Raw genomic sequence first — 16,070 nt, 5'->3', positions numbered from 1 at the left:
CAGCTGACGGGCTGACGCACTCGGCCGGGCCCTACGTGCCGACTCGCCTAGTGGCGCGGCGCGTTGCGGGAGCGCAACACCTTCGCGCCGCGCCGCTCCCTGGCGTTCCAGCAGGCCCGGTGCCAGTGACGGCGGTCGTCCACGCCCGCGTGCTCGGGCCAGGCGACCACGTGGCCGACGCCGGGCGGGATCTCCTGGTCGCAGCCCGGGCAGCGGTAGGTCTTGCCGGCGCTGCCGGAGACCGGGCGCATCACCCACTCCTCGCCGTGCCAGCTCTCGGTCCGTTCCAGCCCGTGGCGTTCGCCGTCCCGGCTCGGTTCGGGCTTGACGGCCCGGTGCGGGCGGTTTCGGCGGGGGGACACGGGACACCTCGTACGGGGGCGAGTCGGCGACAGGGCGGGTTCCGGCAGACCCGGACACCAGCGTACGCGGCCCGGACCGGCTCCGGTAACCGGCGGACAACGCGGCGTCACGCGTCCGACAATCACGCAGTCACGAAATCACGGCGCCGACCGTGCCTTTGGCACGTGTCAGGCGTTAACCCCCATGGGGGAGCCTCCCGTTCACCAGGCGGAATCCGGTCCGCCGCACCGCGGGCGAACGGGCGGGGAAGAGAGGTGAGGACGACATGCGCGAGACACCACGGGTGGGAGCGTTCGCGCTCTCGGCGCAGTTCCCGGGCCAGGGACACGCCGAGGCGCTGCACCGCACGGTGCGCACCGCCGAGGCGGCCGAGCGGGCCGGGCTCGACTCGGTCTGGCTGGCCGAACACCACTTCATGCCGTACGGAGTGTGCCCGTCGGCGGTCACGCTGGCGGCGCTGCTGCTGGGCCGCACCCGGCGGATCACCGTGGGCACGGCGGTCAGCGTGCTGCCGACCACGCACCCGGTGGCGCTCGGCGAGCAGGCGGCGCTGCTGCACCTGACGTCGGGCGGGCGGTTCGTCCTCGGCGTCGGACGTGGCGGCCCCTGGCAGGACCTGGAGGTCTTCGGCACCGGACTCGACGCCTACCAGGAGGACTTCCCCGAGTCGCTCGACCTGCTGCTGCGCTGGCTGTCGGAGCCCCGGGTGGGCTCGGACGGGCCGCGCCACCGCTTCCGCGAGGTGCCGGTGGTCCCCCGGCCGGACGACCTGGACGACATCGGCGTGCCCGCCCGGCCGCGGGTGATCGTCGCCTGCACGTCACCGGCCACGGTCCGGCTGGCGGCGGCGCGCGGGCTGCCGATGCTGCTCGGCATGCACTGCGGTGACGAGGAGAAGGCCGCGATGACGGCGCTGTGGCGGCAGGAGGCGCTGGCGGCCGGGCGCGATCCGGACGAGGTGGCGGCCACCGCGGCGGAACACGTCTCGGCCGGGGTCACCCAGGTCGCCGACACCACGCGGGGCGCGGTGGAGACGCTGCGCAAGGCGATGCCCGGCTGGTTGCAGCACGGGCTCGCGGCGCATGTGACGGTGGACGGGCGCCCGCGTGCCAGGCGCGACGCGCACGCCTACACCGATCTGCTGTGCTCGCTGCACCCGGTGGGCTCGCCCCGGGTGTGCGCGGACCGGATCGCGGCGACCGTCGAGCGGACCGGGATCAGCCGTTTCGCGTTGCTCGCCGAGGGCAGTGGAGACCTGGCGGAGACGGAGGCCTGCGTGGCCCGGCTGGGCGGTGAGGTGCTCCCGCTGCTGGCCTGATCGGCACGTTCGGCGCGAGGGGTCCGGGCGGGCGTGATCGACTCGATCCGATCGCGTCCCGGTCCGGGCGCCGTCGGGCCGTGGGGTCGCGCAGCGGGAGCTGGAGAAGGCGGAGAAGGGCGTCGGGGTCGTGGGGAGGGCGGGGACGGCGGGAATCGTGAGCGGACGGGGCCCGGAGCGGCCGGACCCGTCCGGATCGCTCAGCAGTCGCGCAACTCCGGCGACTGGTTGAGCAGTTGGGCCCGCACCGAGGTGAACTTGGCGTACCTCTGGTCGACCGCGGCGTCCAGCGGGAAGACCGCGACCCGGTGGCAGTTCTGGAATGCGAGCCGGACGCCGAAATGCCGTTGCAGCGCGCCGCGTATCGCGTCGCTCGCCAGGGCCCTCAGCAGTTGGCCACGCGCCTGCTCGTCCGGCGGCGGAACCTGGTTGTCGGCGAACTCTCCCCCGTCGACCTTGAGTTGTGCCACCAGAGAACTGATCATCTCCCACGCGTACGGCAGGGAGGTCCGGACGCAGTCGACGAATTCGGCTTCGTCGACCTCGCCTCGCTCGGCCTGTTCCAGGAGGGCCGGTGAGACGTCGAGCGACATGGGTACTCCTCTCGCGACCCCACGGGACACTCCCGCGAGGCCTGACGGATGTCGGAGGAAATCCGCAGACGTGACAACCGTATGACGGACTCCCGCTACCCACCGTAGGCGTATGGCTGCGGCCACACCAGGCGCTTGCGCGTACAACCGGCCACTCTCCAGGCCATATCAAGTGCCCGGCTTTGCGTTCGAATGCGTGGCCTGTCACAGGAGTCCACCCCCGTCCCATCAGGCCGGATCGCGCCAGGGGTTCCGGTTGAAGTAGCGTGGGCGACCGTGCGTCTCGTCATTGCTCGCTGCTCCGTGGACTACGCAGGCCGGCTCACCGCCCACCTGCCCTCGGCCCCGCGACTCCTCCTCATCAAGGCCGACGGCAGTGTGTCGATCCATGCGGACGACCGCGCCTACAAACCCCTCAACTGGATGTCCCCGCCGTGCACCCTCAAGGAGGGCGACGGGGTCTGGACGGTGATCAACAAGGCCGGCGAACAGCTCATCATCACCATCGAGGAGGTCCTGCACGACTCCTCCCACGAGCTGGGCGTCGACCCCGGTCTGATCAAGGACGGGGTGGAGGCACACCTCCAGGAACTCCTGGCCGACCGCATCGAGACCCTGGGCGAGGGGTGGACGCTGATTCGGCGCGAATACCCCACCGCGATCGGCCCGGTGGACATCCTGTGCCGGGACGGGGACGGCGCCACCGTCGCGATCGAGATCAAGCGGCGCGGCGAGATCGACGGCGTCGAACAGCTCACCCGGTACCTGGAGTTGCTCAACCGCGACCCCCATCTCGCCCCGGTCAAGGGCGTCTTCGCGGCCCAGGAGATCAAGCCGCAGGCGCGGGTGCTCGCCACCGACCGCGGGATCTCCTGCGCGGTCCTCGACTACGACGCCCTGCGCGGCATCGAGGACGACAAGCTGCGCCTGTTCTGATCCGTCCCCCGGGCCGCTCCGCAACGGGAAAGCCCCGACGCCATCGCTGGCGTCGGGGCTTTCCCATGGGTGCGTGCGGGCTTACGAGGGGCTGTCCGACGCCGCCGGGGCGCTCCCGGTGTCCGACGCGCTGGGGGCGCCGGAGTCGGTCCCGGTGGTCGTCGGAGCGGGTCCGCTCGCCGAGTCCGTTCCCGTGGGCGTCGTGGTCGTCGACGGGGACGGCGTGGGCGTCGTGCTCTGGCTCGGCGAGGGAGAGGGGGGCGGCGACGACTGCGTGGGCGGAGGAGGCGCCGGGTGCGAGTGCGACGGCGACGGCCTTCCGCCGCCGGACGGTGCGCTGCTCGTCTCCGTCGTACCCGGGGCCGGGCTCGTGCCGGTGGAGCCGCTCGCGGGGCCGCCGGAGGCCGAGGGCGACGTGGCCGGGCCCCCCGACACCGCCGTCGACGGGGTCGTCGAGGTGCCCGTGGCCGGGGCCGACGGGTCGGCGGGCAGGCCCGAGTTGTCGTCGTTGCGGGCCGCCGGGCCGCCGCCGGGCTTGACCGTCATCGGGGTCGACGGGTCGCGCTGGGAGGTCGCGCCGAGGGTGACGACCGTGCCGAGGACGGCCACCAGGACCGCGCCCGCGCCCGCGGCGACGAGGTTGCGGCGGGTGGCGAGGTAGGGGAAGCGCCGCTTGTGGGCCGGTCCGTTCGCGCCGACCCTGGGCGTCAGGACCGTGACCGCCGCGTCCTCGAAGGGCGCCGCGGCGGTGCCCGCGGCCACGATGGGCACGGTCGGCGGGACCAGCGGGGTGCGTTCGGTCCGCGGGAGGCGCTCCTGCGGCGCGGCCGCCGGGGGCTCGGCCCGTACCGGAGCGGGCACCGCGGGACGTCCGGCGCGGTCGGTGACCAGGGCGAGGGTGCGGCGGCCCACGATGGTGCCCTGGCGGTCGGCCAGCACCCCGCGCATCCCGATCGACGCCTCCAGCTCGGTGCGGGCCCGGTCCAGGTTGCCGGAGCACAGCGCCAGGACGCCCAACTCGTGGTGGAAGTAGGCCTCCTCGGCGACGTCCCCGGCCAGCCGGGCGGCCTCCTGGCCCGCGCGCAGGGCCCGCTCCCACGCACCCCAGTCGAGCCCGGCCGCGAACTGCGGCGCGGCGGCGCGGGCGAGCCGTACCGCGCACTCGTGGTGACCGGCGGCGCGGGCGGCGGCCATGGCGGCGAGCACGGCGTCCGCCTCGGCGGCGATCCGTTCCGCCGGGACCGAGGGGTGGCCGGTCCACCAGGCGTAGTGCGTGGCGGCGGTCTGGGCGTAACCGCCGGTCTCCACGCCGCCCTCGGTCAGCTGGCCCAGCACCCCGGCCGCCAGCCGGTAGCGGGCGCCGGAGGGGGTGACCAGGCCGGTGGCGATCAGTTCGGCGAGCGCGGCGTCCGCGTGCTCGGCGCCGACCAGCGCGGGCAGGTGGGACGAGTGCGGGCACTCGCCGCCGAGCGCCACCGCGAACCGCAGCGCCTCCTGCGCGTCGGGCCCGAGCCGGGAGGCGAGCAGGTCGGCAGGGGCGGCGGCCTCGGCGAGCGACGGCAGCTGACCCCGGCCCGCGGGCGGCGGCGGGACGTCGCCCGCGGGCGCGTCGGCGGGCAGGTCCGCGGCGCCGGGCCGGGCGAGGGCCTGATCGCGCTGCCGCAGCAGCGCACCGGCCTGGACGAAGCGCAGCGGCAGGCCCTCGGAGGCGAACCACAGGTCGGCGGCCCAGGCGCTCTCCTCCTCCGACAGGTCGCGACCGGCCACGCGGGCCAGCAGGTCCAGGCAGCCTTCCTGGGACAGGCCGGGCAGGAAGACCTCTTCGAGGTGGGAGTCGGGCAGCGGCGCGGCGACGTCGGGGGTGGCGGTGATGACGAAGGCGCACTCCGGCGCGGCGGCCAGCAGCGATTCCAGGGGCGCGCCGCCGAACTCCACGTCGTCCAGCACGACGACCGCGCCGATCTCGCGCACCAGGTCCCGCAGCCGGTCCGGCCCGGGGCGGTGGGCGTCGACGGTGTGGACGGTCGCGTACAGCTCGTGCAGCAGGTCGGCGACGGTACGGCGGTGGCCGGTCAGGCGGATCACGCCGTCCGGGGCGAGGTCCGCGCAGCGTTCGGCGACGGCGTCGAGCAGCGCGGTGCGGCCGCAGCCGGCGGGGCCGGTGACGCGCACCGAGCGGCCCCGGGAGACCAGCTTGACCAGCCGGTCGGTCTCCTCGGCGCGCTCCAGCACGGGCAGGTCGGGGAACGGGTGGCCGGTGACCGGGGCGGGCCGGGCGGCACGGTCGCGCGCGGCGCGGTCCTCGGCGGTGCGGCGGGCGACGGCCGGGATCCTGGCGGGCGGGCAGCCGACGACCTCGCTGCCGTCGACGGGGTTGACGGTCAGCAGCAGGTCGCCCGCGACGACCTGGGCCACGCGGGCGGTCGCGCCGGTGCCCGCCTCGGATATCAGCGGATCGCGGTACGCGGAGCGCCCGGCCGCCTCGTCGCCGGGGGCCGTCGCGTCGGACGCGGCAGCGCGGGGGGCGCCGGGGACGCTGCCGCCCGCCGTGACCCCGCTGTCGAACACCGCCGACAGGTCGTTCGCGTCGGGCGCGCCGCCGGGGCCCGCCGGGCCGGGCGCCTGGTGCTGCTGCCGGGGTCCGTGGTCGTGTGGGTCCATCGTCTCCGCCCCCATATGCGTCGCGTACGGGCTGTCGTCGTAACGGAAGTCCGTACGTCCGCCTTCAGGACCGGTCCGGCTCCCCTCCACAGCGCGCCGGAGTCGACACGCCGGAAACCGAACCCTAAACCTTCGCAGACTACCGAAGGAAACCAGGGCCGAAGCACCGCCCGGGATGCGGCTTTCGGGAGCACGCGGGCGCGGAGGCCTTTCGGGAGCACGCGGGCGCGCGGACGGCGCGCTCGGAGGACGGCGGAGCCCGGGGGCGCGGGTCAGGCGTGCGGGAGGGGGTCCGCCGGGAGCTCGTCGGCGGGCGCGGCGCCGAGGGGGCCGCCGTCGATGGTGAGGATGCGGTGCAGCCGGGTGGCGACGAGCAGCCGCTGCATCTGCGGCGGCACCCCGCGCAGCACCAGCCGCCGGTTGGCGCGGCCCGCGCGGCGGTGGGCGCCCATGATGACGCCCAGGCCGGTGGCGTCCCAGGAGTCGAGGTCGGTCAGGTCGAGCACCAGGTCCCCGTGGCCGGAGTCGAGCGCGGTGTGCAGCACCGCACGGGCGTCCGCCGCGCTGCGTACGTCGAGGCGTCCCCCGACAACGAGCCGGGCGTGGTCGCCCTTGATGTGCATGCGCGCTCCCATGGTGCTCCGGGGTTCGATGACCCCCTCAGTCTCAACGCAACTGACGATCCGTCGCACCCCGGGGTTGCCGTCCGTGAGCGAACCGATACCGAATTCACTCCATGGGGTGATGGCGTGCGGTGGCCTCGGCGCTTCGCCGCCGCCGTGGGCGCCGGGGCACTCCCCTGGCGTCCACGGCGCGGCGGCGTCCGGCCCGCGGCTCAGTAGCTGTAGAAGCCCTGGCCGCTCTTGCGGCCGATGTCGCCCGCGTCGACCATGCGCCGCATCAGCTCCGGCGGGGCGAACTTCTCGTCCTGCGACTCGGTGTAGATGTTGCCGGTGGCGTGCAGCAGGATGTCCACGCCGGTCAGGTCGGTGGTGGCCAGCGGGCCCATGGCGTGGCCGAAGCCCAGCTTGCAGGCGACATCGATGTCCTCGGCGGAGGCCACCCCGGCCTCGTAGAGCTTGACCGCCTCGACGACCAGGGCGGAGATCAGGCGGGTCGTGACGAAGCCCGCCACGTCGCGGTTGACGACGATGCAGGTCTTGCCGATCTCCTCAGCGAAGGCCCGCGCGGTGGCCAGCGTCTCGTCGCTGGTCTTGTAGCCGCGCACCAGCTCGCACAGCTGCATCAGCGGCACGGGCGAGAAGAAGTGGGTGCCGACGACCCGCTCCGGGCGCCCGGTGACCGCGGCAATCTTGGTGATCGGGATCGCGGAAGTGTTGGAGGCGAGCACCGCGTCGTCGCGGACCAGCTTGTCGAGGGTGCGGAAGATCTCCTGCTTGACCTCGATCTTCTCGAAGACCGCCTCGACGACGATGTCGGCGTCCGCGACGGCGTCCAGGTCGGTCGTGGTGGTGATCCGGCCGAGCGCGGCCTCGGCCTGCTCGGCGGTGAGCTTGCCCTTGGAGACGAACTTCTCGTAGGACGTGGCGATGCCGCCCTTGCCGCGAGCCAGCGCCTCGTCGGTGACATCGCGCAGGACCACGTCGTACCCCGCCTGCGCGGAAACCTGAGCAATGCCGGAGCCCATCAGGCCGGCTCCGATGACGGCCAGCTTCTTCGCCACGAGACACACCCCACTGTTGACGTTGTTGGCCGGACCTTAACGCTCGTTCACGCCCCGGCGCAGCAGGAAGAGGCCCGCGTCACGGTGTGTTCTTCGCCGCACGCGCCCCGCGCACCCGGTCCAGCGGCCTGTCCTAGAGTCTGGCGCATGGTCAATCTGACGCGCATCTACACCCGGACCGGGGACGACGGCACGACCGCCCTGGGCGACATGAGCCGGGCCCGCAAGACCGACCCGCGCATCGGCGCTTACGCCGACGCCAACGAGGCCAACGCGGCGATCGGGGTGGCGCTGGCGCTGGGCGGTCTGCCCGAGGAGGTCGCGGCGGTGCTGACCCGCGTGCAGAACGACCTGTTCGACGTGGGCGCGGACCTGGCGACGCCGGTGGTCGAGGACCCGAAGTACCCGCCGCTGCGGGTCGAGCAGGCCTACGTCGACAAGCTGGAGGCGGACTGCGACCGCTTCCTGGAACCGCTGGAGAAGCTGCGCAGCTTCATCCTCCCCGGCGGCACGCCCGGCGCGGCCCTGCTCCACCAGGCCTGCACGGTCGTCCGCCGCGCGGAACGCTCGACGTGGGCGGCGCTGGAGAGCCACGGCGACGAGATGAACCCCCTCACCGCCAAGTACCTCAACCGCCTGTCGGACCTGCTCTTCATTCTGGCGAGGACCGCCAACGTGGAGCGGGGGGACGTGCTGTGGGTGCCGGGCGGGGAGCGGTGAGGACGTGGCGGCGAGGGGAAGTCGGGCCGCTTCAGGCCGCGTTGAGGGGGTGGCCGCTCAGGCCACGTTGACGCGCTGGCCGGGCGGGGCTGCCTCCAGCCAGGCGAGGAAGCCCGTCAGGGCGTCCTCGCTCATCGCCAGTTCCAGGGTCTCGCCCTGGTGCGTACAGGTCAGCACGTACGCGTCCGACAGCAGCGCGAGTTCCTCCTCGCCCTGCGGCGTGCGGCGCTGGACGACCTCGATCGCGGCGCGTTCCAGGACGCGCCGCGGCCGGGGCGCGTAGGAGAAGACCCGGAACCACTCGACGCGGTCACCGCTGTAGCGCGCCACGCCGTACACCCAGCCCTTGCCGGACGGCTCGGCCGCCGGGTCGCCGGGGACGCGCAGCGAGCAGTCGAAGGTGCCGCCGGGGCGCTGGATCAGGCGGCGGCGCAGGCCGAAGACGAACAGGCCCAGCGCGGCGACCGCCACGACCACGCCGAACACCTGCAGAGCGAGGACCATGCCCGTCGACCTCCTCGCCTCACGTCCGCCGTGGCCGGACCCGTATCAGAGAAAAAACCGCTCGCGGTGCGACCGGGCCGCGGACCGCCTCGTGAGCGGTCCGCGGCCTTGGGTCGCGTGGTGTCAGCGCGCGCCCGTGACGGCACGCAGCCGGACGTCGGCGCGACGCTGGGCGGCGCCGTCGGTCTCCGACTTGGCGCGCTCCAGAGCCCGCTCGGCGCGCTCGACGTCGATCTCCTCGGCAAGCTCGGCGATCTCCGCGAGGATCGAGAGCTTGTTGTCGGAGAACGTGATGAATCCTCCGTGCACCGCGGCGACGACGGTGCCGCCGTCCGTGGTGCGGATGGTCACCGGGTCGGACTCCAGCACACTCAGGAGCGGAGTGTGGCCCGCCATGATGCCTACGTCGCCCGACGCCGTGCGCGCGACGACGATCGTGGCGTCACCTGACCAGACCTTGCGGTCGGCGGCGACCAGCTCGACGTGCAGCTCGGCCAAGATGGCTCCTCGGGTCTCCACCCGCCGGGGACGACGGGTGTTGGGTCACAGGATAACGGGGTGCGGGAGAGGGGCGGGACCAGCCCGCCCCTCGTCACGCGTGATGGGCGCGAGGCGTCAGGAGACGCCCAGCTTCTTGGCGTTGGCCTTCAGGTCCTCCAGGCCACCGCACATGAAGAACGCCTGCTCCGGGAAGTGGTCGAACTCACCGTCGGCGATGGAGTTGAACGCCGAGACGGACTCGTCCAGCGACACGTCCGAGCCGTCGACACCGGTGAACTGCTTCGCCGCGTGGGTGTTCTGCGACAGGAAGCGCTCGATGCGGCGGGCGCGGTGGACGGTGAGCTTGTCCTCCTCGCCCAGCTCGTCGATGCCGAGGATCGCGATGATGTCCTGGAGGTCCTTGTACTTCTGCAGGATGCCCTTGACCCGCATGGCGGTGTCGTAGTGCTCCTGCGAGATGTAGCGCGGGTCCAGGATGCGGGACGTCGAGTCCAGCGGGTCCACCGCCGGGTAGATGCCCTTCTCCGAGATCGGCCGGGAGAGCACCGTCGTCGCGTCGAGGTGCGCGAAGGTGGTCGCCGGGGCCGGGTCGGTCAGGTCGTCCGCGGGGACGTAGATCGCCTGCATCGAGGTGATCGAGTGACCGCGGGTCGAGGTGATGCGCTCCTGGAGCAGACCCATCTCGTCCGCCAGGTTCGGCTGGTAGCCCACCGCGGAGGGCATGCGGCCGAGCAGCGTGGAGACCTCGGAACCGGCCTGGGTGAAGCGGAAGATGTTGTCGATGAAGAACAGCACGTCCTGCTTCTGGACGTCGCGGAAGTACTCCGCCATCGTCAGACCGGCCAGCGCGACCCGCAGACGGGTGCCCGGCGGCTCGTCCATCTGACCGAAGACCAGCGCGGTCTGCGGCAGCACGCCGGACTCCGCCATCTCCTCGATCAGGTCGTTGCCCTCACGGGTGCGCTCGCCGACGCCGGCGAACACGGAAACGCCCTCGTGCAGCTTGGCCACACGCATGATCATTTCCTGGATGAGGACGGTCTTGCCCACACCCGCGCCACCGAACAGACCGATCTTGCCGCCCTTGACGTACGGGGTCAGCAGGTCGACGACCTTCAGGCCGGTCTCGAACATCTCGGTCTTGGACTCGAGCTGGTCGAACGCCGGGGCCTTGCGGTGGATCGCCCACCGCTCGGTGATCTCGGACTCCGCCTCCGGCTCGTTCAGGATCTGGCCGAGGGTGTTGAACACCCGGCCCTTGGTGACGTCGCCGACGGGCACGGTGATGCCCTTGCCGGTGTCGGTCACCACGGCCTGGCGGACCAGACCGTCGGTGGGCTGCATGGAGATCGCGCGGACCATGCCCTCGCCGAGGTGCTGGGCCACCTCGAGGGTCAGGGTCCGGGTCTCGCCCGCGTTGGCCGGGTCGGCCACGTCGACGTGCAGCGCGTTGTAGATCTCCGGCATCGCGTCGACGGGGAACTCCACGTCGACGACCGGGCCGATGACTCGCGAGACACGGCCCGTCGTGGCGACCGCCTCAGTGGCCGTCTCAACAGAGGTTGTCATGGTGTCAGTCACTCCCCGCGGTCGCGTCGGCGAGGGCGGAAGCGCCACCGACGATCTCGCTGATTTCCTGGGTGATATCGGCCTGGCGGGCCGCGTTGGCAAGCCGCGAGAGCGACTTGATGAGTTCCTCGGCGTTGTCGGTCGCCGACTTCATCGCCCGGCGGCGGGCGGCGTGCTCGGAAGCGGCCGACTGCAGCAGGGCGTTGTAGATCCGGCTCTCGACGTACCGCGGCAGCAGCGCGTCCAGCACGCCCTCGGCGGACGGCTCGAACTCGAACAGGGCCCGCGGGCCGGCGGGCTGCTCGGTCTCGTCCGACGCGGCGAGGCTGAGCGGCAGCATCCGGCGGTCGACCGGCGCCTGCGTCAGCATCGAGACGAACTCGGTGAAGACGATGTGCAGTTCGTCCACGCCGCCCTCGGCGGTGTCCCGTGTCACGGCCTCGATCAGCGGATCGGCGACCCGCTTGGCGTCCGCGTACGTCGGGCTGTCGGTGAAGCCGGTCCACGACTGCTCGACGTCCCGGTTGCGGAAGGCGTAGTACGCCACGCCCTTGCGGCCCACGACGAACGGCACGACCTCCTTGCCCTCGGCGCGCAGGCGCTCCGAGAGCCGGTCGGCGGCCTTGATCGCGTTGGCGGAGTAACCGCCGGCCAGACCGCGGTCGCTCGTGACGAGCAGCACCGCGGCACGGCGGGGGTTGTCCACCTCGGTGGTCAGCGGGTGCTTGTTGTTCGCACCCTGGGCCACCGCGGAGACGGCGCGGGTCAGCTCATCGGCGTACGGGGTCGACGCCGCCACCGCGCGCTGCGCCTTGACGATGCGTGCGGCGGCGATCATCTCCATCGCCTTGGTGATCTTCTTGGTGGCGGAGACGGAGCGGATACGGCGCTTGTAGACCCGAAGTTGGGCGCCCATGCTCAGCCCTCACCCAGCAGCTTGCCGTCCGAGGTCTCGAACTGCTTCTTGAAGGTGTCGACCGCGTCGGAGATCGCCTCGATGGTCTCGTCGCCCATCTTGCCGCCCTCGCGGATGCTGGTCAGCAGCTCCTTCTTCTCGCGCTCCAGCCAGTCCAGCAGCTCGCGCTCGAAGCGGCGGATGTCCTCGACGGGGACGTCGTCCAGCTTGCCGTTGGTGCCGGCCCAGATGGAGACGACCTGCTCCTCGACGGAGTACGGCGCGTACTGGCCCTGCTTGAGCAGCTCGACCATGCGCTTGCCGCGCTCCAGGGCCGCCTTGGAGGCCGCGTCCAGGTCGGAACCGAAGGCGGCGAACGCCTCCAGCTCGCGGTACTGGGCGAGGTCCACGCGCAGACGGCCGGAGACCTGGCGCATCGCCTTGTGCTGGGCGGAGCCACCGACACGGGAGACCGAGATACCGACGTTGAGCGCCGGCCGCTGGCCCGCGTTGAACAGGTCGGACTCCAGGAAGCACTGGCCGTCGGTGATGGAGATGACGTTGGTCGGGATGAACGCCGACACGTCGTTGGCCTTGGTCTCGACGACCGGCAGACCGGTCATGGAGCCGGCGCCCATCTCGTCGGAGAGCTTGGCGCAGCGCTCCAGCAGACGCGAGTGCAGGTAGAAGACGTCGCCCGGGTAGGCCTCACGGCCCGGCGGGCGGCGCAGCAGCAGGGAGACCGCGCGGTAGGCGTCGGCCTGCTTGGACAGGTCGTCGAAGACGATCAGGACGTGCTTGCCCTGGTACATCCAGTGCTGGCCGATCGCGGACCCGGTGTAGGGGGCGAGGTACTTGAAGCCCGCCGGGTCGGACGCCGGGGCGGCGACGATGGTCGTGTACTCCAGGGCGCCGGCCTCCTCCAGCGCGCCGCGCACGGACGCGATGGTGGAGCCCTTCTGGCCGATGGCGACGTAGATGCAGCGGACCTGCTTCTTCGGGTCGCCCGAGCGCCAGTTGTCGCGCTGGTTGATGATCGTGTCGACGGCGAGGGCGGTCTTGCCGGTCTGCCGGTCGCCGATGATCAGCTGACGCTGGCCGCGGCCGATCGGGGTCATCGCGTCGACGGCCTTCAGGCCGGTCTGCATCGGCTCGTGCACCGACTTGCGCTGCATGACCGTGGGGGCCTGGAGTTCGAGGGCGCGGCGGCCCTCGGTCTCGATCTCGCCGAGGCCGTCGATCGGGTTGCCCAGCGGGTCGACGACGCGGCCGAGGTAGCCCTCGCCGACCGCGACGGACAGCACCTCGCCGGTACGGCGGACCGTCTGCCCTTCCTCGATGCCGCTGAACTCACCGAGGATGACGGCGCCGACCTCCCGCTCCTCCAGGTTGAGGGCGAGGCCGAGCGTGCCGTCCTCGAACTTCAGCAGCTCGTTCGCCATGGCCGAGGGAAGACCCTCGACCTTCGCGATGCCGTCGCCGGCAACGCTGACCGTCCCGACCTCCTCGCGCGAGGCCGCGTCCGGCTTGTACGACTGGACGAAATTCTCCAGCGCGTCCCGGATCTCCTCCGGCCGGATCGTGAGCTCCGCCATCTGGGTTCCCTGCTCTCCTTGTTGGGCCCGAAGTTACTCGCGGTGGTCCCGGCCCCGGGGTTCGTCCCCGGAGGACCTCCGCTACGGCCCAACCAGGGCCGCTTCAGTGCTATCTAGGTTGGTGGCCGGTCAGCCGGCCAGCCGCCGGGTCGCCTCTTCGAGGCGGCTGGTGACGGAGCCGTCGATGACCTCGTCGCCCACCCGCACGATGATCCCGCCGAGGACCTGGGGGTCCACGTCGAGGTTCAGGTGCACCTGGCGGCCGTACAGCTTGGCGAGCGCCGCGCCGAGCCGCTGCTTGTGCTGGTCGGACAGCGGGATCGCCGTCGTGACCACCGCGACCACCCGGCCGCGGCGTGCCGCGGCCAGCTTGGAGAGGGCGTCGAGCCCCGCTTCCAGGCTACGGCCCCGCGGCAGCGCGACAAGACGCGCGACCAGCCGGGTGGTGACGGGCTGCGCCCGGCCGCCCAGCAGCCCGGTGATCAGCCCGGCCCGCGCCGAGCCCTCCGCGGCCGGGTCGCTGAGCGCGGCCCGCAGGTCGGGGGCGGAGGCGATGATCCGCGCGGTGCGGAACAGTTCGTCCTCCACGTCGTCCAGCACGCCGGTCCGCTGCGCGCCGATCAGCTCGGCGCTCTCGCCCAGCTCCTCGATCGCGTCGACCAGGTCGCGCGGGGCGGACCACCGGGACCGGACGAGGCCGGCCACCAGGTCGGAGGTCTCGCTGCCGACCTGACCGGACAGCAGACGCGTCACCAGCCCGGCCTTGGCCTCGCCGGACTGCGACGGGTCGGTGAGGATCCGGCGCAGCGACACCTCACGGTCGAGCAGCGCGGTCACGGCGGCCAGGTCCTCGGCGAGCTTGATCACGTCGACGGCGGTGTTGTCCGTCAGCGTGTCGAGGCGCTCGCGCGCGGCGCCCAGGGCCTCGCGGCTCGCTCCGTTCATCGCGCCGCCTCGGCCTTCTCCTCGAGCTCGTCGAGGAAGCGGTCGATCACGCGGCTCTGCCGGGCGTGGTCCTCGAGGGACTCGCCGACCAGCTTGCCCGCCAGTTCGGTGGCCAGCTGGCCCACGTCCTGCCGCAGGGCCTGGGCGGCCTGGCGGCGGTCGGACTCGATCTGGGTGTGACCGGCGGCGACGATCTCCTCGCGCTGACGCTGGCCCTCGGACCGCATCTCGGCGATGAGCGTGGCGCCCTGCTCCTGCGCCTCCTGGCGCAGCCGGTTGGCCTCGTGGCGGGCCTCGGCGAGCTGGGCCTTGTACTGCTCAAGCGTCCGGGTGGCGTCTTCCTGGGCCTTCTCCGCGCGTTCCAGGCCACCCTCGATCGCGTCGCGGCGCTCTTCCAGGGTCTTCTGGATGTTCGGCAGGAGCTTCTTTCCGAGGACGCCGAAGACGATGAAGAAGCAGAGCAGGCCGACGATCAGTTCCGTGGTGTCGGGGATGAGCGGGTTCTGCGCTCCTCCCTCAGCCAGGAAGGCGATCATGTCTGAACCTTTCGTCGAGTGGCTACTGGTTGGTGACTAGCTCACTTCTGGAAGATGAACGGCGCCACCAGACCCAGGAGCGCGAGCACCTCGCAGAGGGCGAAGCCGAGGAACATGTTGGTGCGGATGATGGGCATGGCCTCGGGCTGACGGGCCATGGCCTCGATGGAGTGGCCGAAGACCAGGCCGATACCCACACCCGGGCCGATCGCGGCGAGACCGTAGGCGACGGCGCCCAGACGGCCGGCGGTGGTGGTGGAGGCGGCGAGGTTGACAAGCTCGAGAGACATTTCCCTGTCTTCCTGTGTGATGCGGTCCGCTGGGGGGCTTCCCGGCGGAAGTCTGGTGAAGGAGTCGATCCGGGGGTCAGTGACCCTCTTCGAGCGCTCCGCTGATGTAGATCGAGGCGAGCAGCGTGAAGATGTACGCCTGCAGGAACTGGATCAGCAGCTCGAAGGCGGTCATGCCGGCCGCCAGGACGAAGGAGCTGCCCGCGACCGCCGACATGATCGACGGGGTCAGCAGGTACCAGCTCGCGACGCTGAAGACCACGATGAGCATGTGGCCGGCGAACATGTTGGCCCACAGCCGCACCGCCAGGGTGAACGGGCGCAGGATGACGTTCTGCAGGAACTCCAGCAGGACGATCAGCGGCACGATGGGCTTGGGCAGGTTGTCCAGCCACACCAGGTTCTTGACGCCGCGCCGGAAACCGTGGGTCTTGAACGTCAGGAACATGTAGGTGATCCACACCAGCAGCGCCAGGCCCACCGGGAAGGCGAATCGCGACGCGACGGGGAACTGCGCGAGCGGGATGATGGACATGATGTTCATCAGCCACACGAAGAAGAAGATCGACGCGAGGAAGGGGACGTACTTGTCGCCCTTCTTGCCGATCACCTCGCGCGCGATGCTGCGGGCGATGAAGTTGTAGCCGATCTCGCCGACCAGTTGCAGCTTGCCGGGGACCAGCTTCGGCTTGCTGAAGGCCGCCCAGAAGAAGCCGACGACGATCAGCATGCAGATGACCGCGAGGAGCATCGGCTTGGTGAAGTCGACGCTCCCGATGCTGAAGATCGGCTTGAAGTCGAACGAGTTGAGGCCCGGCGCGGGAAATGCACAGTGCGCGTTGATGTGGCATCCGCTCTCAGCGAGCAGCGTGTGGGCACTCACCCGTGACTCCTTCGTCGTGACGCATAAGTAACTGCAACCTTGTGTGTCAGCGCGGCTGGTGGAGCCGCTGGTCGGCA

The 16,070-nt window shown here is 71.7% G+C and carries 17 protein-coding genes; 3 read left to right on the top strand and 14 right to left on the bottom strand.

Annotated elements, in window-relative coordinates; genetic code table 11:
- Positions 1–47: 47 nt before the first annotated feature.
- Positions 48–362 carry an Rv1322 family protein gene (locus K7472_RS28085; protein WP_222981384.1) on the bottom strand — a complete coding sequence of 105 codons (315 nt, stop codon included), beginning with the start codon at positions 360–362 and terminating at the stop codon, positions 48–50.
- A gap of 266 nt (positions 363–628) precedes the next feature.
- Here K7472_RS28085 and K7472_RS28080 point away from each other — a divergent pair, with 266 nt between their 5' ends.
- The gene (locus K7472_RS28080) at positions 629–1,681 is read left to right on the top strand and encodes an LLM class flavin-dependent oxidoreductase (RefSeq protein ID WP_222981383.1); all 1,053 of its coding nucleotides are present in this window, start codon (positions 629–631) and stop codon (positions 1,679–1,681) included.
- 200 nt (positions 1,682–1,881) lie between these two features.
- Here K7472_RS28080 and K7472_RS28075 read toward each other — a convergent pair whose 3' ends face one another.
- Positions 1,882–2,274: an SCO5389 family protein gene (locus K7472_RS28075; protein ID WP_222981382.1), complete on the bottom strand. Its 393-nt coding sequence runs from the start codon at positions 2,272–2,274 to the stop codon at positions 1,882–1,884.
- Positions 2,275–2,550: 276 nt separating this feature from the next.
- Here K7472_RS28075 and nucS point away from each other — a divergent pair, with 276 nt between their 5' ends.
- Positions 2,551–3,210 (top strand): endonuclease NucS, encoded by a 660-nt coding sequence (gene nucS / locus K7472_RS28070; protein WP_222981381.1) that lies wholly within the window; start codon positions 2,551–2,553, stop codon positions 3,208–3,210.
- 81 nt (positions 3,211–3,291) lie between these two features.
- Here nucS and K7472_RS28065 read toward each other — a convergent pair whose 3' ends face one another.
- From K7472_RS28065 to K7472_RS28055, 3 genes are all read right to left on the bottom strand, one after another.
- A complete protein-coding gene (locus K7472_RS28065; RefSeq protein WP_222981380.1) occupies positions 3,292–5,871 on the bottom strand; it encodes an ATP-binding protein in 2,580 nt (859 codons plus the stop codon).
- Between the two features lie 272 nt (positions 5,872–6,143).
- Complete coding sequence (locus tag K7472_RS28060; RefSeq protein WP_289679269.1) at positions 6,144–6,506, bottom strand: STAS domain-containing protein; 363 nt, start codon at positions 6,504–6,506, stop codon at positions 6,144–6,146.
- 200 nt (positions 6,507–6,706) lie between these two features.
- Entirely contained in the window at positions 6,707–7,555 is an 849-nt protein-coding gene (locus K7472_RS28055) for a 3-hydroxyacyl-CoA dehydrogenase family protein (RefSeq protein ID WP_222981379.1), read from the bottom strand.
- Between the two features lie 147 nt (positions 7,556–7,702).
- On the opposite strand from K7472_RS28055, the gene K7472_RS28050 reads away from it, so the two are divergent.
- Positions 7,703–8,275 (top strand): cob(I)yrinic acid a,c-diamide adenosyltransferase, encoded by a 573-nt coding sequence (locus K7472_RS28050; RefSeq protein ID WP_222981378.1) that lies wholly within the window; start codon positions 7,703–7,705, stop codon positions 8,273–8,275.
- 57 nt (positions 8,276–8,332) lie between these two features.
- Here the strand turns inward: K7472_RS28050 and K7472_RS28045 are convergent, their stop codons facing one another.
- From K7472_RS28045 to atpB, 9 genes are all read right to left on the bottom strand, one after another.
- Positions 8,333–8,779 carry a DUF2550 domain-containing protein gene (locus tag K7472_RS28045; protein ID WP_222981377.1) on the bottom strand — a complete coding sequence of 149 codons (447 nt, stop codon included), beginning with the start codon at positions 8,777–8,779 and terminating at the stop codon, positions 8,333–8,335.
- Between the two features lie 123 nt (positions 8,780–8,902).
- Entirely contained in the window at positions 8,903–9,280 is a 378-nt protein-coding gene (locus tag K7472_RS28040; protein WP_222981412.1) for a F0F1 ATP synthase subunit epsilon, read from the bottom strand.
- Between the two features lie 114 nt (positions 9,281–9,394).
- Positions 9,395–10,849, bottom strand: a complete 1,455-nt coding sequence (gene atpD / locus K7472_RS28035) for a F0F1 ATP synthase subunit beta (RefSeq protein ID WP_222981376.1) — start codon at positions 10,847–10,849, stop codon at positions 9,395–9,397.
- Positions 10,850–10,853: 4 nt separating this feature from the next.
- The gene (locus K7472_RS28030) at positions 10,854–11,765 is read right to left on the bottom strand and encodes a F0F1 ATP synthase subunit gamma (RefSeq protein WP_222981375.1); all 912 of its coding nucleotides are present in this window, start codon (positions 11,763–11,765) and stop codon (positions 10,854–10,856) included.
- 2 nt (positions 11,766–11,767) lie between these two features.
- Positions 11,768–13,339, bottom strand: coding sequence for a F0F1 ATP synthase subunit alpha (gene atpA / locus K7472_RS28025; RefSeq protein ID WP_222981374.1), 1,572 nt, complete (start codon positions 13,337–13,339; stop codon positions 11,768–11,770).
- A 129-nt stretch (positions 13,340–13,468) separates the two neighbouring features.
- Positions 13,469–14,284, bottom strand: coding sequence for a F0F1 ATP synthase subunit delta (locus K7472_RS28020; RefSeq protein WP_222981373.1), 816 nt, complete (start codon positions 14,282–14,284; stop codon positions 13,469–13,471).
- Positions 14,281–14,820, bottom strand: a complete 540-nt coding sequence (locus K7472_RS28015; RefSeq protein WP_222981372.1) for a F0F1 ATP synthase subunit B — start codon at positions 14,818–14,820, stop codon at positions 14,281–14,283. Before K7472_RS28015 ends, K7472_RS28020 begins: the two co-directional genes overlap by 4 nt.
- 41 nt (positions 14,821–14,861) lie before the next feature.
- Positions 14,862–15,110 (bottom strand): ATP synthase F0 subunit C, encoded by a 249-nt coding sequence (atpE, locus tag K7472_RS28010; RefSeq protein WP_109452185.1) that lies wholly within the window; start codon positions 15,108–15,110, stop codon positions 14,862–14,864.
- 76 nt (positions 15,111–15,186) lie between these two features.
- Positions 15,187–15,993 carry a F0F1 ATP synthase subunit A gene (atpB, locus tag K7472_RS28005; protein ID WP_222981371.1) on the bottom strand — a complete coding sequence of 269 codons (807 nt, stop codon included), beginning with the start codon at positions 15,991–15,993 and terminating at the stop codon, positions 15,187–15,189.
- Between the last annotated feature and the right edge of the window lie 77 nt (positions 15,994–16,070).

The sequence above is a fragment of the Streptantibioticus parmotrematis genome, from assembly GCF_019890615.1.
Lineage (GTDB): Bacteria > Actinomycetota > Actinomycetes > Streptomycetales > Streptomycetaceae > Streptantibioticus_D > Streptantibioticus_D parmotrematis.
Note: the sequence above shows the minus strand (reverse complement) of the source record. Positions and strands in the feature narration are given on the sequence as shown.